The organism is Nonomuraea candida (genome assembly GCF_000725485.1).
GTDB classification, from domain to species: Bacteria; Actinomycetota; Actinomycetes; order Streptosporangiales; family Streptosporangiaceae; genus Nonomuraea; species Nonomuraea candida.
The window spans coordinates 121,562-142,014 of record NZ_JOAG01000007.1; the positions used below are offsets into that span (position 1 = coordinate 121,562).

Annotated in this window: 20 protein-coding genes; 4 read left to right on the forward strand and 16 right to left on the reverse strand. The window is 72.5% G+C overall.

Annotated features, from left to right (window positions below; all coding sequences use genetic code 11):
* Positions 1 to 28 precede the first annotated feature (28 nt).
* Together IO39_RS06975 and IO39_RS06980 are read right to left on the reverse strand one after the other, a co-directional pair.
* Complete coding sequence (locus IO39_RS06975; RefSeq protein WP_084772413.1) at positions 29 to 1,390, reverse strand: FAD-binding oxidoreductase; 1,362 nt, start codon at positions 1,388 to 1,390, stop codon at positions 29 to 31.
* Between the two features lie 89 nt (positions 1,391 to 1,479).
* Positions 1,480 to 2,469, reverse strand: a complete 990-nt coding sequence (locus IO39_RS06980) for an alpha/beta fold hydrolase (protein ID WP_211266920.1) — start codon at positions 2,467 to 2,469, stop codon at positions 1,480 to 1,482.
* 323 nt (positions 2,470 to 2,792) lie between these two features.
* Between IO39_RS06980 and IO39_RS56645 the strand changes: the two genes are divergently transcribed.
* Both IO39_RS56645 and IO39_RS06990 read left to right on the forward strand, forming a co-directional pair.
* Positions 2,793 to 3,353: a hypothetical protein gene (locus tag IO39_RS56645; protein ID WP_043617832.1), complete on the forward strand. Its 561-nt coding sequence runs from the start codon at positions 2,793 to 2,795 to the stop codon at positions 3,351 to 3,353.
* Entirely contained in the window at positions 3,326 to 3,823 is a 498-nt protein-coding gene (locus IO39_RS06990) for a hypothetical protein (protein WP_052422541.1), read from the forward strand. Before IO39_RS56645 ends, IO39_RS06990 begins: the two co-directional genes overlap by 28 nt.
* Before the next feature lie 106 nt (positions 3,824 to 3,929).
* Here the strand turns inward: IO39_RS06990 and IO39_RS06995 are convergent, their stop codons facing one another.
* From IO39_RS06995 to IO39_RS07010, 4 genes are all read right to left on the reverse strand, one after another.
* Positions 3,930 to 4,655 carry an alpha/beta fold hydrolase gene (locus IO39_RS06995; protein ID WP_084772415.1) on the reverse strand — a complete coding sequence of 242 codons (726 nt, stop codon included), beginning with the start codon at positions 4,653 to 4,655 and terminating at the stop codon, positions 3,930 to 3,932.
* Between the two features lie 58 nt (positions 4,656 to 4,713).
* Complete coding sequence (locus IO39_RS07000; protein ID WP_052422542.1) at positions 4,714 to 5,472, reverse strand: 4'-phosphopantetheinyl transferase family protein; 759 nt, start codon at positions 5,470 to 5,472, stop codon at positions 4,714 to 4,716.
* Positions 5,469 to 5,765: a hypothetical protein gene (locus tag IO39_RS07005; RefSeq protein ID WP_043617834.1), complete on the reverse strand. Its 297-nt coding sequence runs from the start codon at positions 5,763 to 5,765 to the stop codon at positions 5,469 to 5,471. Before IO39_RS07005 ends, IO39_RS07000 begins: the two co-directional genes overlap by 4 nt.
* A gap of 582 nt (positions 5,766 to 6,347) precedes the next feature.
* Complete coding sequence (locus tag IO39_RS07010; protein ID WP_043618069.1) at positions 6,348 to 7,889, reverse strand: acyl-CoA carboxylase subunit beta; 1,542 nt, start codon at positions 7,887 to 7,889, stop codon at positions 6,348 to 6,350.
* A gap of 321 nt (positions 7,890 to 8,210) precedes the next feature.
* Between IO39_RS07010 and IO39_RS07015 the strand changes: the two genes are divergently transcribed.
* Positions 8,211 to 8,555 (forward strand): hypothetical protein, encoded by a 345-nt coding sequence (locus tag IO39_RS07015; RefSeq protein WP_043617837.1) that lies wholly within the window; start codon positions 8,211 to 8,213, stop codon positions 8,553 to 8,555.
* Positions 8,556 to 8,888: 333 nt separating this feature from the next.
* Here IO39_RS07015 and IO39_RS57495 read toward each other — a convergent pair whose 3' ends face one another.
* The 7 genes from IO39_RS57495 to IO39_RS07050 all read right to left on the reverse strand — a co-directional run bounded on the left by IO39_RS57495 (position 8,889) and on the right by IO39_RS07050 (position 16,521).
* The gene (locus IO39_RS57495) at positions 8,889 to 9,935 is read right to left on the reverse strand and encodes a helix-turn-helix transcriptional regulator (protein ID WP_157547979.1); all 1,047 of its coding nucleotides are present in this window, start codon (positions 9,933 to 9,935) and stop codon (positions 8,889 to 8,891) included.
* A 175-nt stretch (positions 9,936 to 10,110) separates the two neighbouring features.
* Complete coding sequence (locus IO39_RS07025) at positions 10,111 to 11,127, reverse strand: YcaO-like family protein (RefSeq protein ID WP_043617839.1); 1,017 nt, start codon at positions 11,125 to 11,127, stop codon at positions 10,111 to 10,113.
* A gap of 371 nt (positions 11,128 to 11,498) precedes the next feature.
* The gene (locus IO39_RS07030) at positions 11,499 to 12,302 is read right to left on the reverse strand and encodes a TIGR03084 family metal-binding protein (protein ID WP_043617845.1); all 804 of its coding nucleotides are present in this window, start codon (positions 12,300 to 12,302) and stop codon (positions 11,499 to 11,501) included.
* Positions 12,303 to 12,437: 135 nt separating this feature from the next.
* On the reverse strand, positions 12,438 to 13,622 hold the full coding sequence (locus tag IO39_RS57500) for a carboxymuconolactone decarboxylase family protein (RefSeq protein ID WP_043617848.1): 1,185 nt from the start codon (positions 13,620 to 13,622) through the stop codon (positions 12,438 to 12,440).
* Between the two features lie 42 nt (positions 13,623 to 13,664).
* Positions 13,665 to 15,317: an FAD-dependent oxidoreductase gene (locus IO39_RS07040; protein WP_043617851.1), complete on the reverse strand. Its 1,653-nt coding sequence runs from the start codon at positions 15,315 to 15,317 to the stop codon at positions 13,665 to 13,667.
* Positions 15,314 to 15,883, reverse strand: coding sequence for a DUF5987 family protein (locus IO39_RS07045; protein ID WP_043617854.1), 570 nt, complete (start codon positions 15,881 to 15,883; stop codon positions 15,314 to 15,316). The genes IO39_RS07040 and IO39_RS07045 overlap by 4 nt, the downstream gene beginning before the upstream one ends.
* Before the next feature lie 14 nt (positions 15,884 to 15,897).
* Positions 15,898 to 16,521 (reverse strand): SigE family RNA polymerase sigma factor, encoded by a 624-nt coding sequence (locus IO39_RS07050; RefSeq protein ID WP_052422544.1) that lies wholly within the window; start codon positions 16,519 to 16,521, stop codon positions 15,898 to 15,900.
* A gap of 628 nt (positions 16,522 to 17,149) precedes the next feature.
* On the opposite strand from IO39_RS07050, the gene IO39_RS07055 reads away from it, so the two are divergent.
* Complete coding sequence (locus IO39_RS07055) at positions 17,150 to 17,908, forward strand: helix-turn-helix domain-containing protein (RefSeq protein ID WP_043617858.1); 759 nt, start codon at positions 17,150 to 17,152, stop codon at positions 17,906 to 17,908.
* Positions 17,909 to 18,086: 178 nt separating this feature from the next.
* Here IO39_RS07055 and IO39_RS07060 read toward each other — a convergent pair whose 3' ends face one another.
* Genes IO39_RS07060 through IO39_RS07070 form a run of 3 tightly spaced genes read right to left on the reverse strand, consistent with a single transcriptional unit; the run spans position 18,087 to position 20,448 of the window.
* Positions 18,087 to 19,460 (reverse strand): cytochrome P450, encoded by a 1,374-nt coding sequence (locus tag IO39_RS07060; protein ID WP_043617861.1) that lies wholly within the window; start codon positions 19,458 to 19,460, stop codon positions 18,087 to 18,089.
* Positions 19,457 to 19,999 carry a flavin reductase family protein gene (locus IO39_RS07065; RefSeq protein WP_052422545.1) on the reverse strand — a complete coding sequence of 181 codons (543 nt, stop codon included), beginning with the start codon at positions 19,997 to 19,999 and terminating at the stop codon, positions 19,457 to 19,459. The genes IO39_RS07060 and IO39_RS07065 overlap by 4 nt, the downstream gene beginning before the upstream one ends.
* A 20-nt stretch (positions 20,000 to 20,019) precedes the next feature.
* Positions 20,020 to 20,448, reverse strand: a complete 429-nt coding sequence (locus IO39_RS07070) for an acyl-CoA thioesterase (RefSeq protein WP_043617863.1) — start codon at positions 20,446 to 20,448, stop codon at positions 20,020 to 20,022.
* Positions 20,449 to 20,453: the final 5 nt, after the last annotated feature.

Here is a 20,453-nt window from a genome sequence, read left to right on the forward strand (position 1 = left end):
GGCCCCGGGCAGCGCACGCGCGGCGCGGTCAGGCCGGAGGGATGTTGTAGTTCACCCGGAAGACGTTGTCCGGGTCGTAGGCCCGCTTCACCTCGCGCAGCTTCCGGTAGTCGTCCGGGGTGTAGGCGGCCACGGCGTTGCCCGGGTCGGCCAGGAAGTTGAGGAACGCCCGTCCCGCCGTGTGCTCGCGCATGACCTCCTCCACCTCCGGCAGCCTGGCGTCGAGGATGGCGCTGAAACGGGCCGTGCGGTGCCCCACGGGGCCGGCGTCGGGCCCGGGCCGGCTCATCGCGCCGCCCCAGTGGCGGATCTGCACGCTGGAGACCGGTGAGTCGGGCCGGGCGGCCGTCTCCACCAGGATGTCGATCACGGGGTCGGGCAGCGTGTCGAGCAGGTTCACGTGCGCCGGGCCGATGCCGCCCATCTCTATCCCGCCGAACGTGCCCGTCCGCAGGGTGTCGAGCACCGGCCGGCCCCCCGCCCGGAGCAGCGGCGCGAGCAGCCGCCGGGCCTCCTCGGCCGGGCCGTCGTGCATGACCTGGACCCCGGCCACCCGGGTGCCGACCAGCGCGGCGGGCGTCTGGCCGTCCTCCGGCAGCCGGGTCAGCAGCAGCGCGGTGCTCAGCGCGTCGGGCGCCGAGCCGACCCAGTCGCGGTAGCGGGCGAGCAGGTCGGCGGCGCGCTCGGCGGGGAAGAACACGGCCCCCGCGAAGAGCTCCGCCACCGGGTGGAGCCGGAACTCCAGCGAGGTGACCACGCCGAAGTTGCCGCCGCCGCCGCGCAGCGCCCAGAACAGGTCGGGGTGGCTGTCGGCGCTCGCGGTGAGCACCCGGCCGTCGGCCGTGATCACCTCGGCCCGCACCAGGCTGTCGGCGGCGAAGCCGTGGGGGCGCGACAACCAGCTGATGCCGCCGCCCAAGGTGTAGCCGGCCACGCCGACCGTCCCGTGGGTGCCGGCCAGCGGCGCCAGGCCGAGCGGGTCCGCGGCGGCGATCACCTGCCCCCACACGGCGCCCGCGCCGGCGCGGGCCAGCCGGCGTTCGGGGTCCACCAGGACGCCGGACAGGTGCCCGGTCTTGACCAGGATGCCGCCGGTGGAGTCGGCCTTGGTGCCGTGCCCGCTGCTCTGGACGGCGAAGGGCAGGTCGTGCTCGCGCGCGACCGCCAGGGCCGACACCAGGTCGGCGGTGCCCGCGGCCATCACCACCGCGACGGGCCTGGGGTCGAGGTCGGCGGCGTAGGGCGCCTGCCGCTCGGTGTCGTAGGCGGCCTCCAACGGGACGTGGACGGCGCCGTCCACCTCCTGCCGCAGACGCCGCACGGCCGCCTGCTCGCCGTCCGGTCCGCCGCCGGGCGGGGACGTGTGCTGATGCACGTACTGCTGGCTCATGCCAACCTTCCCTCCTGTCTGGGGTACGTAGCGCAACGGCCCCGCCCCCGGAGGCCCGGGGACGGGGTCGTCACGTGATACGGCGGGTGCTAGGGAGCACAGTCGCCGAGGCCGGGGCCGGGGGTGGCGCCCGAGGGGCCGAAGAAGAGCAGCGCGCAACCGGTCAGGAACGCGGGGTTCTCCTCGGGGACGAAGTGCCCGGCGTCGGGCGCGACCACGGTGCGCACGTCGTCGGCCACCTGGCTGAAGGAGGCGGCGACGCCGGGGCCGAAGGAGTGCTGGCCGCCGATGGCCGCCACCGGGATGGTGAGCCGCTTGGAGGCGTTGGCCTGGTTGTTCGCGGCGTCCCCGGCCATCGCCCGGTAGTACTCGTAGCCGGCCGTGCGCCTGGCGGGGCTGGCGTAGGCGGCGTAGAAGGTGGGCCGGTCGATGGCGTCCTTCCGGTAGCTGAAGTCGAAGATCATGCCGAGGTACGTGGGCACGTCCTCGGTGTCCATGATGCGCTCGGGGATGGGGGCGGGCGAGGAGTTGAACCTGAAGTGGAAGCTCACTCCGTACAGGTCCTCCAGGCCGAAGCCGGACAGCGGGCTCTCGATCACCGCGAGCCTGCTCACCTCGCCGGGGTAGTCCCGCGCCCACGGGTACGCCACCAGGACGCCCAGGTCGTGGCCGATGATGCCGACCTTGGTGTGGCCCAGCGCGCGCACGGCCTGGCGGACGCGCTGCGCCGTGGTGACCTTGTCGTAGCCGGCGGACGGGATGGACGAGGTGCCGAGGCCGGGCAGGTCCAGGGCGATGACGGTGTGCTTGCGCGCCAGCTCGGGCATGACGTCGCGCCACATCTCCCAGGTCTGCGGCCATCCGTGCAACAGCAGCAGGGCCGGCCCGGAGCCGCCCTTGACGTAGTGGACGGTGCCGCCGTCGACGGCGACGTTGCCCTGGGTGAAGCCCGTCAGGCCATCGACCTGCGTGCCGTCACCCGACGACGCGGCGGCTGTCGTGGCGAACATGCCCACGACCAGGGCGGCGGACGCGGCGACGCGCGCCAGCCTCCTGCTCCACGTTCCTGCTGGCGTCATGTATGCGCTTTCCTTTCGGCTCACGGGAGACGGCATGCGAGGACCGGGCCCACCGCCGTCGTCGCCGGCGGACCCGGTCCTTGACTGGAGCCCCCCGCCTCCCGCAGCGAAAGGGCCCCCGCGACCAGCGGTCAGCGTGCTCTGTACGGCCTCATCGTCACCACGTCCGGCGGCCCCGCGCATCTCCTGTATTGCTCTCAAGGCATGATCGCGACAAACTCCGCATGTCGGGAGGTGCATCGCGCCCGACCGTCGATCGAAGCTCGGAACCGCGGCAAGACACGAAGTCACTTCGACGAACTGCGAGAAACGAGGTCCCGCTCATGGTCACGGAAGCCGTATCCGCCGACCGGTCAGGCCGGTTGTCGACGCTGAACACCCGCCATCACCAGGCGGCGCTGGCCGTCTATCTCGTCATCGTGCTGGCCCACTGGGCGGAGCACGTCGTCCAGGCCATCCAGATCTACGTGCTCGGCTGGCCGCTGCCGGAGGCGCGCGGCGTGCTCGGCGTGCCCTTCCCCTGGCTGGTCACCTCCGAGTGGATGCACTACGGCTACGCGTTGCTCATGCTGGTCGGTTTGATCATGTTGCGGCAGGGCTTCACGGGCCGGTCGCGGGTGTGGTGGAACATCTCCCTCGGGATCCAGGTCTGGCACCACCTGGAGCACCTGCTGCTGCTCCTCCAGGCGCTGACCGGGAACAACCTGCTCGGCCGCCCGGTGCCGACCAGCCTCATCCAGTTGCTGGTGCCGCGGGTGGAGCTGCACCTGTTCTACAACGCGCTCGTCTTCGCGCCCATGGTGGTCGCGATGGTCCTGCACCGCCGTCCCAGGCCCGAGGAGCGCTCCGCCATGAGGTGCTCCTGCGCCGCGGCCACCGCCTGACGATGGCGGGCGCGAGGCGTACCCGCTCTCCCGCGTTCACCGTCGCGATGACCGTCGTGGCGGTGTTCATCCTCTACCTGGCCGTGCCGAACGTCGGCACGGCCGTCCGGGCGGCGCGGGCCGACGGCGCGCCCGGCGTGTTCACCGCGCGGGAGCTGACGTGCGTGCAGCATCCCGGGCACGAGTCGTGCGTCTGGACCGGCCGGTTCCGGGCCGACGACGGCTCGATCGACAGGTCGGGCGTCGAGCTGTACGGCAGCGACCGGTACACCAACCGGGCCGGCGAGTCCACCCGCGCGGTGGACATCGGGCTGGCCGGCCGGGTCTACGGACCCGGCGGGTCGAACGAGTGGGTGCTCACGGCGCTGCTGGCCGCCTCCGGGCTGGGCATCCTGCTCTGGCTGTACGGCGCCCCGCTGCGCCGCCTCCGCGCCGGGCGGAACCACCCGGTGCCGGCCGAGCGCCCCTGACGCCCCGGCCACCCGATCGGCGCCGATCGGCCGGTCGCGTGATCGGCCTTGAGGCGCCGGTCTTCCGGTCGGCTCTGAGGCGCCGGTCGTGATCGGCCGTGGGGCGTCAGGAGTCGTCGTCGGCGGCGATGCGGGCCAGCAGCGAGGCGAGCGGGCCCGGGGCGGAGACCATCGGCCAGTGGCCGGTCTCCAGGGTGTGGAAGTCCCAGGTCGGCACGGCCCGCATGGCCGACACGTCCTCCGCCAGCCGGCCGGCGAAGTGCTCCAGGGAGCAGACGACGTAGCTGGCCCGCTGCCGCTCCAGCGGCCGGGTCAGCACGGCCGGCTCGGCGATGGTGCGGCCGGGGTGCCCCACCAGGCGGCGGGCCAGCCACCGCGCCTGCGCGCGGGTCAGCCCCTGCCCGTCGCCCACGACCGACGCGTCGGGAGCCGGCCAGCGCCCCTCGTTGTCGGCGATGAGCCGCAACTCCTGGACCTGCTGGCGCTCGGGGAAGGCGTGCAGCATCGATCTGCCGTGATGCGGCAGGAACCCCTCGACGAACACGGTGTGCGCGACCCGGTCGCGCGCCCGGTCCGCCACCTGCCCGGCCACCAGGCCGGAGTAGCTGTGCCCGACGAGCACGACCTCACGCAGGTCGTGCTCGTCCAGCAGCGTCAGGACGTCGTTCACGTGGGTCTCCAGCCCGACGTCCGACACGTCACCCTCCCCGGCCAGGCCGCGCAGGGTGACCGCGTGGGCCGCGTGCCCGCGCGCACGCAGCCGCCGGGCCACCGGTTCCCAGGCCCAGGCCCCCATCCAGGGGCCCGGGAGCAGGACGAGCCCTCTCTTCACCGCCGGTCACCTCCCTTCCTTCTCATCTGATCGAGGCTCTTGCGCGGTGTCCACAGGTTCAGGCCGCCTGCGGCACGAGGCCGGCGGCGACGGGCCGGTGACCCGGCACGCGGCACTCCACGACGTGGACCGGCTGGGCGCCGGAGATCAGCGCCACCACGGCCACGTACCCGTCGCCGGGGTCGAGATCGGCGAAGCGGATGTCGCCGGGCGGGATCTCCAGCGGCCAGCTCAGCAGCCTGGGCGCCTCCTCCGGGCCGCTGACCTCCAGCTTGTCCGGCGAGATGCGCAGGCCGTGCCCGGTCGCCTTGAGCGCCGCCTCCTTGCGCGTCCAAACCCTGGTGAACGCCTCATACCTCTCCAGGGGCGGCAACGCTTCCATCGCGCGCAACTCATCCGGCGTCAGGGCGCACCTGGCCAGGTCGTCCACGGGCGTCTGCGGCACCGCCTCGACGTCCACGCCCAGCGCGCCCACGCCCGTCATGGCGACCGCGACCCGGTCCCCCGAGTGGGAGACCGAGACGTGCAGCCGGCGGCCCGACGCCCTGATGTACGGCTTGCCGTGGTAGCGGGTGCAGTCCGTGCAGCTCCGGTCGACCACCACGTCCTCCGGCCGCACCCCGAGCTGGGTGGCGGCGGCGCTGCGCAGCAGCCACGCGCCCGTGAGGAAGCGGCGGCGGTCGGCCTCGCGCCGGAACTTGGCGGCCCGCTCCAGCTCCCGCTCGCTGAGCACGGCGGACAGGGTCTCCACGGTCCGGTGTCCGGGCGTGGCCCACCAGACGCGGCATTCACCGGGGGCCAGCAGGGAAGCGATCATTGGGGTCCTCCTTCGGTGGCGTCCTCTTCGTGGTTCCTCGTGAGCAGCGTGCGGCAGTGCACCAGCTCCCAGCGGTCGACCTCGGGGTTGGTGAGGATCTCGGCGACCACGTCGCGCACCTGCGCGCTCGTCGTCGGCCGGTCCGGCCGTACCCGGATGACGATGTCTCCGGTGGCCTGGGTGAGATCCTTGTGCCAGCGGCTCGGCAGCAGTGCCATGATGCGGATCCCGTCCACCGGCGAGCCGGGCACGGGAAGGCCGTCGACCTTGCGCATCGTCAGCTGGATCAGCATGTCTGGGGGGTCTCCGTCCTCGTGTGCGGCCCCACGATCCCCTTCGCGTACGGGCCGGGAAGCGGGGGTTTCGCGTAGTCGGCCACGTGGTTCGTGTTCGACCTCCTGGCGATGGTTCCTCGTTGTCACACTTCCACTGTGGGACCTGGGCAAGGGGCGGGCCAGGGCTCGGCGAGGCAGGAAGCTGCACGTGGGGGGCCGCATGCTGTCAACGCCCGCGCGAGAGCCGCCCCGGCGCGGCCCTTTCACGCGACCTCCGCGACCGGCCCGCGACCGGCCCACGACCGGCCCACGATCGGCCCCGCAACCGGCCCGCACCAGGTCCGCGACCCGCCCGTACCGGGCTCCGGGCCGGCGTCACAGGCGGCCGGGCATGCGAAAGCCCCGCGGGCGTCGTGGTCGCGCCTGCGGGGCTTTCCGCGCGTCTGCCACGCCTCCTCACGGGGCGGGCTCCTGCCCTTGCGTGGGGCGCTCTCACGCCTTGGCGGGGCGGTCTCGTGGTCGTTACAAGTGTCGTTACGGGTGTCGTTACGGGGTCTGGCGGGTCTCGTGGCCGTTTCGGGGCGGGCGGTCTGGTGGTCCCTACAGGGGGACGTTGCCGTGCTTGCGCGGGGCGGCGTGCTTGCGCTTGTCCCGGAGCATGGCCAGCCCGCGGGCGACGGCCGAGCGCGTCTCCACGGGGTCGATCACGTCGTCCACGAGCCCGCGCTCGGCCGCGTACGCCGGGTGCAGCAGCTCGCTGGTGTAGCGGGCCACCAGGTCCGCGCGCAGCATGTCGGGATCGCTCGCGGCGGCCAGCTCCTTGCGGTGGATGATGTTCACCGCGCCCTCGGCGCCCATCACGGCGATCTCGTTGGTGGGCCAGGCCAGTGACAGGTCCGCGCCGATCGAGCGGGAGTCCATCACGATGTACGCCCCGCCGTACGCCTTCCTGACGATGACCTGGATGCGTGGGACCGTCGCCTCGCAGTAGGCGTACAGCAGCTTGGCCCCGTGCCTGATGACGCCGGCGTGCTCCTGCTCCGTGCCGGGCAGGAAGCCGGGCACGTCCACGAGCGTCACCAGCGGGATGTCGAAGGCATCGCACATCCGCACGAAGCGCGCGGCCTTCTGCGCGGCCGCCACGTCGAGCACGCCGGCCAGCACCATGGGCTGGTTGCCGACGACGCCGACCACCTCGCCGTCGATCCTGGCGTAGGCGCAGATGACGTTGGGCGCCCAGCCGCTGTGCACCTCCAGGTACTCGCCGTCGTCCACCAGCTCGGCCAGCACCAGGCGCATGTCGTAGGGCTTGTTCGGCTCGACGGGGACGATCTCGGCCAGCCGGGGCCGCACGTCGTCGATCGCGCCGCGCGAGGGCAGGGTCGGCGGGCGGCTCATGTTGTTGCTCGGCAGCATCGAGACGAGGTAGCGGACGTCGGCCAGGCAGCTCTCCTCGTCGTCGTGCACGAACGCGGCCACCCCCGAACGGGTGCCGTGCACCTGCGCGCCGCCGAGCTGGGCGTGCGTGACCCGCTCGCCGGTGACCGCCTCCACCACGTCGGGCCCCGTCAGGTAGAGCTGCGCGGTGTCGCGCACCATGAACGTGAAGTCGGCCAGGGCCGCCGAATAGGCCGCTCCCCCGGCGCACGGCCCGAGCACGACGCTGATCTGCGGGATCACCCCGGACGCGGCCACATTGCGCTGGAAGATGCCGCCGTAGCCGTGGAGCGACATCACCCCCTCCTGGATCCTGGCGCCGCCGCTGTCGTTCAGCCCGATGAAGGGGGAGCCGGTGGACAGTGCCAGGTCCTGCACCTTCTGGATCTTCAAGGCGTGGGCCTCGCCGAGCGAGCCGCCGAAGACGGTGAAGTCCTGCGCGTAGACGAAGACCCGGCGGCCGTCGATCGTGCCCGAGCCGGCGATCACCCCGTCCGTGTGCGGGCGCTGCCGCTCCATGCCGAGCCCCTGCGCCCGGTGCCTGCGCAACATGTCGAGCTCAAGAAAGGACCCCTCGTCCAGCAGCAGTTCCAGGCGTTCGCGCGCGGTGCGCTTGCCGAGCGAGCGCTGCCGGGCGACCGCTTGCGCGCGGCCCGTCATGGCCTGCTCGCGCAGGCGCGCGTGTTCCTCACGCAACCGTTCCATGGACGGGGGCGGCGACTGAACCGCCTCGTCGAAGGCCTCCACGGGCGGCATTCCGGCGATGTCGAGTTCCGAGATGCTCATGATCTTCCCTCCCTCGGATCCCCTGTTCAGTGCATCCAGTCAATGGTCAGTGGCCGTTTCCTGTCACCTCCTGCTGTGCGGGGACGGCATGGGGGCGGCGCGGGCGTGGCAGGAAGCGGAAACCCGCGTGCAGCTTGCTGACTGGCGAAAGCCTGGTTCACGCCCTTGCCGGACCGCAAAGTTGTAAGTGCGAAGGAAAACGCAGCACCGAACGAACCGGATTGAGAAAGAGGCAGTGTGATGGCGAACGAGACGATTATCCAGAAGATTTTCAGCAACGTGACCAAGTGGGCCGTCGCGATTTTCGCCGCCGCTGCCATGCTGACCGCCGGCGCCGCCGCCCTCGGCCTGTCCGGCGACTCGGCCCTCGCCCTGAACACCTGGCCCGCCCCCGTCGCAGAGGAGGACCCGCGCAACACCTGGCCGGCCCCGCCGGCCGACGACCCCGACAACACCTGGCCCGCCCCGGTCGCGCTGGACGACCCCGACAACACCTGGCCCGCCCCCGTCGCAGAGGAGGACCCTGAGAACACCTGGCCCGCCCCGCCGGCCGACGACCCCGACAACACCTGGCCGAGCGCCTGACGCCGACCGGCTTGCTGGAATTGCGCCGCACTTGGGCACCGGAAAGGGGGCCGATAAACCACGAGACGTGAATTGCCCGGAAAGAATTCCCGGCGAAAGGAGCACCGCCGACGAGGAACCCGGAAACGAAAAAGAACCCCGCGACCACCGGTCGCGGGGTTCACGCTGTGCCCGGAAGGGGGCGGGGCTCAGGCTGTGCCCGGAAGGGCGCGGGGCTCAGGCTGTGCCCCGGAAGGGCGGGGGTCCGGACTGTGCGCGGAAGGCGCGGGGTTCAGGCCGTCCCCGTTGGGCGCGGAGTTCGCGCCGTGCCCTGGCGGGTTCGGCGGCGAACGGTCAGATCCAGTTCTCTTCCTTGGCGCGCAGCGCGGCCTGGAAACGGTTGACGGCGCCGAGCCTGGCCATGAGGTCGGCCACGTAACGGCGGTAGGTGCGCACGGAGACGTCGAGCTCGCGGGCGGCGATCTCGTCCTTGTCCGCCGTGGCCATCACCTCCAGGACGCGGCGCTCCATGTCCGTCAGCACCGGCTGGTCCTCCGGCGGGTCGATGTAGGTGCGCAGGTCCACGGCCGAGTTCCACAGGCCCTCGAAGTAGATGAACAACTGCGAGACCAGGCCGGGCTCCCGGACGAGCAGGGCGCCCTTGGAGTTCTGCTTGGGGTCGATGGGCACGACGGCGACGCTGCGGTCGTACATCAGCATGCGGTCCATCGGCTGCTCGGTGATGCGCACCTCGCCGCCCAGGCTGATCAGCTCGCGCAGGTACGACACCATGTGCGGGTCCTCCAGCGCGGTGGGGTGGAAGATCTCCTTGATCGTCAGCCCTCTCCGCAGCGAGCGGGTGTCGAGCGGCAGCGCCGACTCGATCATCACCTTGGTGAACGGGCCGCCGGGGTGCAGGCAGAGCGTCTCCTTGTAGGAGAAGAAGGCGAGGTCGTCCAGGCGCTGCCGGACCCGCGCGCCGCTCTCCACCCGCTCGATGTCGAGCGCCGCGCCGGCGAGCTCGCCCTCCTGCATGTCCTCCAGGAAGCCGGCGATGGCGTCGCGGGCGCCGAAGACCCGGCGGATCTCGGCGTTGAGCTCTTCGAGGCGCTTCTCCACCAGCCGTTCGATGGCGATGCGCGGCTCGATGGCCACGACCCGGTGCCGGTCGGTGAGATCGAGCATGGACAGCTTGCCCAGCGTCTCCACGGCGGCCTCGACGGTGTCGGGGTCCATCGACAGGCTCTCCGGCAGCGAGCCGATGCCCTCGCCCCGATGGCGGAGGAAGTAGCGGTAGATCTCCTCTAGTTCGGGAGTGATACCGATGACGGTCAGGTCCATGGCCCACCTCCCGGCCGTCGGCATGATGTTGTCCACGGGCGCTGCGATCTTTGTCCGCATTTATCCCGCATAAGGTCAATTATGGGTAGTTGGCGATTGTCAAGCCTCTTGTGCCGTGCGCAGCGGCCGGCCCGGCGCGACAGAGCATGAAGGCGGTTGCCACCCCGGACCTCTGCACGGCAGGACGCCGCGGTGGCGAGGCGGGGGGCCACGGCGGTGGGGTGGGGCGCGGGCGTTACGGGATGGGGCACGGCAGTCCGGAGGGGGCGGCGCGGTAGCACGAGGCTCCCGGGCACACGACCTTGACGACGAGGCCCGCGCCGCCGTACTCGACGGCCACGGGCTCGTGTCCGAAACGGCGGGCGGCGATCTCCTGCCAGCTCGCGGGCCGCAGGTCGCCGGGCTCGCCGATGAGCCACGGCTCGGCGTCCACGCCCCGGCGCTCCAGGTGCGCGACGTAGTCACCCTCGCGGTGCCAGACCGCGAAGCGGCGCAGGGCCTCGGGCAGCGCCAGCGTGGCCCACGGCTGGGCCTTGGCCGCCATCGCGCGCAGGAACGCCTCGCCGATCGCGCTCCTGACCGTACGGCCGGCCGCGACCCCCAGCGTGGCCCCCTCCCCGCCGACCGTCACCAGGCCGATCCTGACGTCGGGCACGGAGAGCACGAACGCCGACAGCCGCAGCCCCAGCCCGGCCGCCGCGGCCGTCACTCCTGCGGGGAGCAGCTGGTCGAGCTGGGCCGAGACCCGCAGCAGCGGCTGCCCGGACGGGGCGGCCCACCAGCGCGAGACCACGTCATGGGCGATGACCTCGGCGATGCTCTCGGCGATCCCGACGTCCACGACGCCGGTCGTGGTCGGCTCCACCAGCGTCTCGCGCCCGCCCAGCCACACGACCTCGGCCGGCAGCCGGTAACGGTTGCCGCTCACCAGGCCGGTGCCGGGCACCAGCGGTCCCGCCGCCTCCGGCGGGTCGGTCAGGAAGTCGGCCAGCCGCAGCTCCCTGCCGCGCGGCACGCCGGTACGGGAGCGCGCGTCGCCGGCCAGCCGGTGCAGCCGGTCGAGGGCGGTGGCCCGGGCGATCGCCCTGGCCCTGGTCTGCGCCTCGTAGCGGGAGAAGCCGGCGACGACGACGTCCAGGCCGGAAGCCTGCGCGTACGCCAGGTGCACGGTTCCCCCGAGGCAGTCGGCCAGCTCCGCCACCACCCCGGGGACCGCTTTCGCCGACTGCGCGCCCGCGGGCGTGGGTGCCATCGTGTCTCCTCCGCGCTCGTCCCCGACCGGGCAGGCCCGGCGTGGGGCGTCCCGGCACCGCGGCCGTCCAGCTCCGGCGGATACGGAGGGGGTCCGGCGTTGGCGGACCGCGGGCCGAGCTTCCCCACCGGCCGGCGTCGGGGAGATCCTCCGTACGCCGGCTCATGACCAGTACAGTCGCGGGCCGCCGCGGGCGTCAACGTCCGCGGCACCATGCAGCAATCCCCAAGAAGCACGCCGCCGCGGGCATGCTCGAGGCCGGAAGGCCGCGCCCCCGCGAACGGGAACGAACGGCCTCCCGGCCAAGGTGAGACGGGGACGGTGGGCTCGTGCCGGCCGCCGCCTCGTGCGGGACTCGTGCCGGCCGCCGTCTACTGGGGGACGGCGACGAACTGGCCGGGGCGACGGCCGGCGCCGGCGGGGCCGCGGTAGGCCTGGGCGATGTCCAGCCACCGGTCCGCCTCCGCGCCGACCGCGGTGACCGCCACGTCGTCACGGTGCCGCCGCCTGGTCACCAGCAGGCAGAAGTCCTCCGCCGGCCCGGAGATGCGGTTGTCGGCGTCCTCGGGCCCGTACGCCCACGACTCCCCGGACGGGCCGGAGATCTCGAAGCGGAACGGCACCCCCGGCGGGTTCAGGCCGCGCGACAGGTAGCCGAAGTCCTGGGTGAGCACCGCGAACACCACCAGGTGCCGAAGCCGGTCGGTGCGCTCCAGCCGGACGCCGAGGGCGTCGGCGACGTCCTGCCCGTGCGCGAACTGCTCCATGATCCCGGCGCAGGCCAGCACGATCGGCGGCAGCGGGTTGACCAGCCACGGGACGACCTCGCCCTCGGGGACGGCGGCCAGCCCCTCGACGACGGCCGACCGCTGGGCCCGCCACTTGCCGAGCAGGACCTCGGGGGTGTCGTCGCGGTAGTCGGCCAGCGCGGCGTTGACCGCGCCGTCGAAGTTCTCCTGCGCGCCGGCGGTCATGGCCTGGAACGCCTTGGCGTCGGTCGCGGCGGCGGTGGCGATCCGGAAGATGAAGGTGAGGTGGGCGATCTGGTCGTGGATCGTCCAGCCGGGGGCGGGCGTGGGCCGGTTCCAGTCGGCCGCGTCGAGACCGGACACCAGGCGGTCCAGCTGCTCGCCGTCCGCGGTCAGGTCGTTGAGCACGACCTCGAGCTCGTTCATGGGCCTGTCCTCTCATTCGGCAGTTCGGTTCTCCCGGGCCGCTCGCGGGCCAGGAGGGGATGAGATCGGGGCGATGGGATCGGGCGTTCCCGGGAGTCCAGGGCCGGTGTCCCGGGTTTCGCGAGCGTCGGGCGGTCAGGTGCGGGTGGGCTGGGTGAGGGGTTGCCAGGAGCCGACGCGGCGGGCGGCGGTCAGGGCGGCCCAGGAGGTCACCTCGACCAGCGCCGCGTGGTCGGGCTCCGCGTTCCGGAACTCGGCCACCACCGTGTCGTCCACCTGGTAGGAGGCCAGCGCGGTGAGCAGGGCGAGGCGGGCGGCGGGCCGCTGCCCCGGGGGCAGGCCGGCCACCGCCGCGTCCGCCCAGCCCCGCCCGAGCCCGGGCGGCTCCCCCTCCCAGGCGGCCACCCGGGCGGTGACCAGCTCCCGCACGGGTCCGGGCAGCCGCCGCGCGCCGCCCTCCCCGATCGCGCCGGCGGCACGCGCGAACGCCTCCACGAGATGGTCGCCTCCCGCCGCGACCGCCGCCACGGGACGATCGCCGTCCGCCGCGGCCGCCTCCACGAGAGGGTCACCGCCCTCGGCGACCGCCTCCACGGGAGGGTCACCGCCCTCGGCGGCCGTTCCCGCGCTCCGCGCGACGCCCTTTCCCGGGACGTGGCGGGTCCAGGAGAGGTCGGCGGGGAGCGGGGCGGCGGGGAGGAGGGGGAGCGAGATGCCCCGGGGGCAGGACCGGCGGGCGGCGGGGCGCAGGGCCAGGCCGAACAGCCGCAGGGCGGTGCCACGCGCGCCCGCCGGCACCTCGGGCGGCAGCGGCGAGTCGCCGAGGAACACGTGGACCATGCGGTTGAGGTAGTGGAACGTCACCGCCACCGCGACCAGCTCCCTGCTGTGCCCCGTGAGCAGCGGCGGCTCGTGCCGCGTGGCCGTCTCCCTGACGCCGCAGGCCCGCGCCCAGGACGCCACCCGCCGCAGGCCGGGGTCCACCTGCCGGGTGAGGCCGCGCAGGGTGGCCCGGTGCACGTCCACGCAGTACGGGCACGCGTTCGCCGCCGACACCCCGGTGGCCACCGCCTCCTTGAGCACCCTGCCGACCGTCCCCGACGCGAGCAGCGACTCGCGCAGGAGCAGCCAGCAGGCCGCCATCGTCCCCGGCGCGGGCGAGTGCAGCGCCACGGGCGGGGCCGGCATGCCGAAGTCCCGCTCCATCTGGGCGTACACCTCGGACACCAGGCCGGTCGCCGCGCCGGGCGGCACGGGGGTGACGTGGCGGACCTGGGCCAGCGCGCGGGGCGCCGCCATCCGGCTGAGCAGCGTGCCCATCGCCGGCTCCTCTCTCTCGCGCGTCGGGGAAGGGACCGGGGTCTACTTGCGCATCAGGGACGGCACCAGGTGCGCGGTGCCGCGCCGCCCGCTGGTGGAGCCGTCGGGCGCGGGCGCCCCGTACGTGACCTCGACCCCGCGCTCCTGGGCGGCCCGGACGATGCCGGGGACGGCCCGCTCGGCCAGCGCCGAGATGGTCATGGCGGGGTTGACCGTGAGCGCGCCGGGCACGGCGGAGCCGTCGGTGACGAAGATCCCCGGGTGGCCGCGCACCTCGTGCCGGTCGTCGAGCGCGGAGGTGTGCGGGTCGTCGCCGATGCGGCAGGAGGCCAGCGGGTGCACGGTGTAGGCCCCGACGAGGTCGTTGGTCCACGGCGTGACGGTGGCCAGCCCGTCGCGTTCGAGGATGTCCTTGCAGTCGGCGTCGGCCATCGCCCAGGCGGCCTGCGTGTTGGCGGTCGGCTTGTAGCTGAGGCGGCCGACGCCGAGCATCTGCTGGGAGAGCCGGTCGGCGTTGCCGCGCTCCGGCGGCGGGCCGAAGACGCCCTCGTTGTCGTCCTCGATCATCTGGAAGATGATCAGCCAGGACTGCCAGCGCTTGAGCATCTCCTTCTTGCGCGGGCCGAACCACGACGCGTCGGGGCCGTCCGTGAGCGCCAGGATGGTGCCCAGGCCGGGCGGGAAGTAGAGCTGTTCCAGCGAGTAGCGGGTGTACTCGGGCAGCGACCCGTCCAGCCGGTCCCAGTTGGCGACCGTGGGCCCCTTGCCGATCTGGTTGGCGGCGTAGGCGAGGCCGTCGCCCCGGTCGAGCCCGAGCACGTCGCGGACCTTGTCCTCGTTGAGCACGGCGGTGTTGAGCCGTTCGCCGTTGCCGGAGAAGTAGCGGCCGACGCCGTACGGCATCGGGCCCAGGTCGGGCTCGCTGCGCTGCAGGATGACGGGCGTGGCGGCGGCGCCTGCGGCGATCACGATCACCTTGGCGTCGATCGTCCCGCTGCCCTCGGTGAGGCGGTAGTCCTCGTCGTTGACGTGCAGGTAGTGGACGCGGTAGCCGCCGTCGCCGGTCTTGGAGATGCGCTGCACCTCGTGCAGCGGCCGGATCTGGGCGCCGTGCGCGAGCGCGGCGGGCAGGTAGTTGAGCAGCAGGGACTGCTTGGCGTCGAAGCGGCAGCCGGCCATCATCCAGTTGCAGTTGACGCAGGTGCTCGTGTCCACGGCGGCGGGCACGGGGTTGGCGGTGCGGCCCGCGTGGCGGCAGGCGGCGGCCCACAGCCCGCCCGCGTACGACACGTCGTCCCACCCCTGGCGGGTGATCGGGATCGACTCCTCCACCCGGTCGTACCAGGGGTCGAGCGTGTCGCGGTCGATGGCGGCCGGCCACATGCGGCGGGCGATGCTGCCGCGCCGCTCGAAGACGAAGCGCGGCGCGCGGGGCATCGCGGCGAAGTAGACGACGCTGCCGCCGCCCACGCAGTTGCCGCCGAGCACGCTCATCCCGTCGCCGACGACGAAGTCGAAGATCCTCGTGTACGACGAGCCGAGCTTGAAGTCGTGCTCGTACTCGCCGCTCGACAGCCACGGGCCGCGTTCGAGGACGACGACCTTGGCGCCGCCGGCCGCGAGGTGGTAGGCCGCGATCGCGCCGCCGAAGCCGCTGCCGATCACGAGCACGTCGGTGCGCTCGACGCTGTTCATGCCAGGCTCCCGTTGGGCAGGGTGTCGGGGTGGATGTCGGCCAGCGGGCGGCCGTACGACCAGGCGCGGAACCTCCACAGGCCGTCGGCGTCCGGCAGGGACAGGCCCATCGCGGTCAGCCCGGGGTGGCCGGCGGCCAGGGCGTCGGCGGTGCTCATGTGGGCGGCGGAGTCGTAGGCCATGTTGCAGAAGAGGGCCAGGCTGACCCACAGCGCCTTCTCCGGGTGGCCGGGCGCGGTCAGCCATCTGACGAGGGCGGCGCGGTCGTCGTAGGAGAGCGACACGAACGCCGGCACGTCGCCGTCGAGCACGATGCCGTGTTCGGCCGCGTACGCGGTGGCGTGGCCGTCGAGGGCGCGGGCGAAGTCGCCGAGCCCGCCGGTGAGGCCGGTGGCGTCCCATTCCAGCAGCTCGATGGCGCCGGCCTGGACGGCGCCGCCCCCCTGGCCGACCCCGGCGACGGCTCTGTCGCCGGCGGACCGCTTCTCCCCGGGGATGATGGTGTCGGCGAACGCCTCCAGCGTCGCGGTCCTGTGCTCGTGGTCGTCTGGCGTCTGTGGGCCCATGTGCGTTCCCTGTTCTAGATGTGGTTCGTTCTAGATGCGGTTCGGATGGGGTCGGAGACCGCCGCCGCGCCGTCCGGGCCGGCGGCGTCGTCCGCGGTGCCGTCCGCGGTGCCGTCCGCGGTGCCGCCTGCGGTGCCGTCTGCGGGGGCGTCGAGCGCCCGGCGCAGGGCGTTCAGCGCGCGGGTGGTCTGGCTGCGGACGGTGGATGACTCGTTTCCCATGACCCGGGCGGTGTCCTCGACGCTGCGGTCCTCCCAGAAGCGCAGGACGAGGGTGGCCCGCTGGCGCGGGCCGAGCCCGGCGAGCGCGTCGATGAGCGCCAGGCGCTCGCTCACCAGGGAGGAGGGGTCGGTGACGGCGGCCGGCTCCGGCACCGCGCCGCTGAGCACCTCGCGCGACCAGCGCATCGTCCTGCGGTCGCTGATGAACAGCCGCCGCATGACCTGACGCGCGTAGGCCCCGATCCGGTCGCGCCCTTCGAGGGCGTCCCACTGCCCGTGGAGGGCGATCAGGGTGCGCTGGACCAGGTCGTCGGCCTCGTACCAGTCCTGGGACAGCTGGAAGGCGGTGCGGCGCAGGGCCGGTCTGGTTCGCTCGACGAAACGCGCGAAATCCCCGTCATCTCGCGCCTCAACCATTGTTCACACTCCAAAGGACGCCGAGCCGGCCCGGCGGCCGGGTCGGATCCGCGTTGTCGCATTCAAATGTTTGCCAGCCTCCCCAAAACTGACCGCCGGTTACCCACGTCACAACCCCTACCTGCCGCCGGCGCACCCTTATTCGGACCCCACCCCTAACGACCGGGTCGCGACCCCTTTTTTCCATTGCCGGGAGTTGAGTAATTCCGGAGGGGCGGGAAGCGCGCGGGAGCGGCGGGACGGCCGGGGCGACGGGGCGGCCCGAGGCACCCCTATTCCGCGCCCCGGAACCCCTATTTCCGTCGTCTACCTGCAGCTCGACCTGCACCCCGAGCTTAAGCTCGCTCAATGCCAGTACACCGACCGCACAGCTGCAGCCGTCGCCACTCAGCGCAATCCTGCGGTCACCCAAAATTTCTTTCGAATGAGTCGATGCCCTATGCAGCATTCCGCCACGTTCACCGCGTGTAGCAATAGGCAGCCGAATTACTTTCGATCTCGAATGCCGAGAATGCGCACCAACCAGGGTGACCGAGGAATCGCCGCAATCCAGGAGAAGAATTCGGCCGCCAGTCGGGGGCGATTTCATCCGAGATTGCTCGACCCCCTCCTAAACCCGGGAGGACAAATGGACGACGTCATCGAGCGAGCGGTCATGCGGGTGATCGAGAGCATGCAGGAGAACCTCGGCGAGCAGCTCACGATCGACGACATGGCCCGCACAGCGATGTTCAGCAAGTTCCACTTCTCCCGCGTCTTCCAGCGGGTCACGGGACTGTCGCCCGGCCGGTTCCTGTCGGCGGTGCGGTTACGCGAGGCCAAGCGGCTGCTCGCGACGACCACGCTGAGCATCACGAACATCAGCCATCAGGTGGGCTACTCCAGCGTGGGCACGTTCAGCTCGCGTTTCACGCACAGCGTGGGCCTGCCGCCCAGCAAGTACCGCCAGCACATGAGCGTCAACGCGCAGGCGCTGGCGGCCGGGCGCGAGCCGCCGCCCGCCTCCACCACGACCCTGACCGGCACCGTCACCTCTCCGCACGCGGACCGGCCGGTCTTCACCGGCCTGTTCCCCGACCAGATCCTGGAGGGACGGCCGGCCAGCTACACCGTGATCAGCCGGCCCGGGCCCTACGTGCTGGAGAACGTGCCGGAGGGCCGCTGGCACCTGATCGCGCAGTCCGTGGCGCCCGGCCGTGAGGACGCCATCCATCATCCGCCCCTCGGCGACGACGCGCTGTGCATCGCGCGGTCGGGGCCCATCGTGATCGGCTCGGACGGCGGGCGTCAGCACGCCGACCTGCGGCTCAAGCCCATGAGCTCGCTCGACCCGCCGATCCTGCTCGCCCTGCGCGACCTCCTGTCGCAGGGGCCCGACCAGCCGTAGCGGTCCGGCCCGTCTCCAGGGTCCGGCCTGTCCTGAAGGCCCGGCCCGCGTCAAGGGTCCGGCCTGTACTGAAGGCCCGGCTCACGTTCAAGGGGTCCGGCCTGTACTGAAGGTCCGCCCTGTCCATGGGGCCCGGCGATCCGCGAGCAGGTCGTCAACCCGCGGATCGCCCGCCCTCTCACGCGAGGCCGACCGTCATCGGCAGGCCCCCGCGCACCCGCAGCGACAACATCGCCTCCGGCACCGCGCGGTGCCCCGGCAGCCCGGTCAGCCGCAGCTCCCGGGCCACCATGGCGAGCACGAACGTGGCCTCCATCATGCCCAGGTGGTTCCCGACGCAGAACCGGGGCCCGGCCCCGAACGGGATGTAGGCGTACCTGGGCCGCGCGGACGGGAGCCGGGGGTCGAACCTGTCGGGGTCGAACCGGTCCGGCTCCCCCCAGTAGCCCGGATGCCGATGCAGCGTGTACGGGCTGATCAGCACGTCGGCCCCGGCCGGCACCCGGTAACCGCCCACCTCGTCGTCCCGCTGCGCGACCCGGGTCAGCGCCCACACCGGCGGGTACAGGCGCATCACCTCGTGCAGGATCATCGTCGTGTACGTGAGCCGCTGCAGGTCCCCGTACACCGGAGGCCGGTCGCCCAGCACCGACACCGCCTCGTCGTGCAGCCGCTCCCAGACCTGCGGATGCCGGTCGAGCAGGTGGAACGCCCACGACAACGTGCTCGCGGTGGTCTCGTGCCCGGCCAGCAGCACGGTGACCAGCTCGGCCCGCAGCCGCCGGCGGGCGGCGCGCGGATCGCCCTCCTCCCGGGCGGAGGCGATCAGCCGGGACAGCAGGTCGCCGCCGTCGGTCGGCCGGTGCAGCCGCTCGGCCACCAGCAGGTCCACCGCGCGGTGCAGCGCCCGGCGGGAGCGGCGGAAGCGCAGGTGCAGCGGCAGCGGCAGCCACAGCGGCACCATCCCGAGCGTCACCATCTCGAACATCGCCTGGTCCTGCACGCCCTCGAAGGAGTGCCCGAGCGAGGCGTGCGCGCCGAGGTCGGCGTCGAGCAGGGTGCGGCCGAGCACGCCGAGGGCGAGCCCGGTCATCTCCCTGGCGACGTCCACGGGGCCGCCGCCCACGTGCGCCCGCAGCCGGGCGACCAGCCGCCCGGCCTCCTCGCCGATGACCGTGTCCTGCTGGGCGATGCGCTTGTTCTGGAACAGCGGCTGGATCGTGCGGCGCTGCCGCTTCCACAGCTCGCCCTCGCTGGTCAGCAGCCCGTCGCCGATGACGCGGCGGGCCTCGGTCAGTCCGATGCCCTTGTGGTAGTTGCCGCTGTTGTCGGCCAGCACGTGCTTGGCGTGGTCGGGATGGTTGAACAGGTAGATGGACTTGGGGCCGATGGTCAGCTTGACGGCGTCGCCGTACCGCCGCGCGGCCTCGGACATCAGCCCGAGCCGGTCGCCGACCAGCTGCCGGAACAGCGCCGGCGCGGCCAGGCGGGACGGCCCCGGCGGCACCGCCGGGACCGTCGGCGCCGGGACGCGGGCCTGCACGGTGGTCATGCCAGGACCTCACGCAGGTCCGCGGCGATCTCCCGGAACTTGCCCTTGTAGACCAGGAGCCCCTCGGCGTCGGGGTCCAGGCAGAGGGAGACCACCTTGCCGATGAAGATGGAGTGGTCGCCCCCGTCGTAGCAACGCCAGACCTCGCACTCGAAATTGGCGATGGAGCCCTTGATGAGCGGCACACCGGTGACCATGCCCGGCATCACGCCGACGTCCTCGAACTGGGCCGCGCCGAGAGCCCGGTAGCGGTTGGAGAAGTGCCGCGCCGCGCCCTCCTGGTGCGAGGCCAGCACCGACACGCCGAAGCTGCGCGTCATGGTGAGGCACTGGTGCATCACGGCGCGCTTGTCGATGCAGACGAGGAGCAGCGGCGGGTCGAGGGACACCGAGGTGAAGGAGTTGGCCGTCATGGCGTGCGGCACGTCTCCCCCGGTCGTCACCACGGTGACGCCTGTGGCGAAGGTCCCGAACGCGCGCCGCAGCGCCTTGATCTGCTCCGACGGTTCGGGCGGTGTGGTTGATGGGTGGCGTTGCACGCAAACCTCCTGGATCCGTTCTAGGACGCGTACGGTTCGAGCGCCCTGACCAGCGCCTCGGGGACCCTGGCGGGTGCCGTCCTGGTGTTGGGTCCGCGCATGCAGGCCACCCGCTGCCTGCCGCGGGCGATGAGCGTCTCGCTCCCGTCGGGGTTCAGCCTCACGTAGTCGAAGCCGAACTCGACCTGCGTCTGGGCCAGATCGGTGAGCCGCATCCTGATGGACAGCTCGTCGAAGGCCGTGATCTCGGCGAAGAACTCGCAGTCCACCTTGAGCGTGAAGAGCTTGAGGTCGTCCTGGAGGTCGGTGAGCACGTCGGGCGCCCGCTCCTTCAGGAACATCTCCCTGCACCGGCCCTGCCAGCGCAGGTAGTTGACGTAGTAGACGTTGCCGACGAGGTTGGTCTCCTCGAAGCAGACCGTGTGGTTGTACTCCCAGTACTTGCTCATGACTC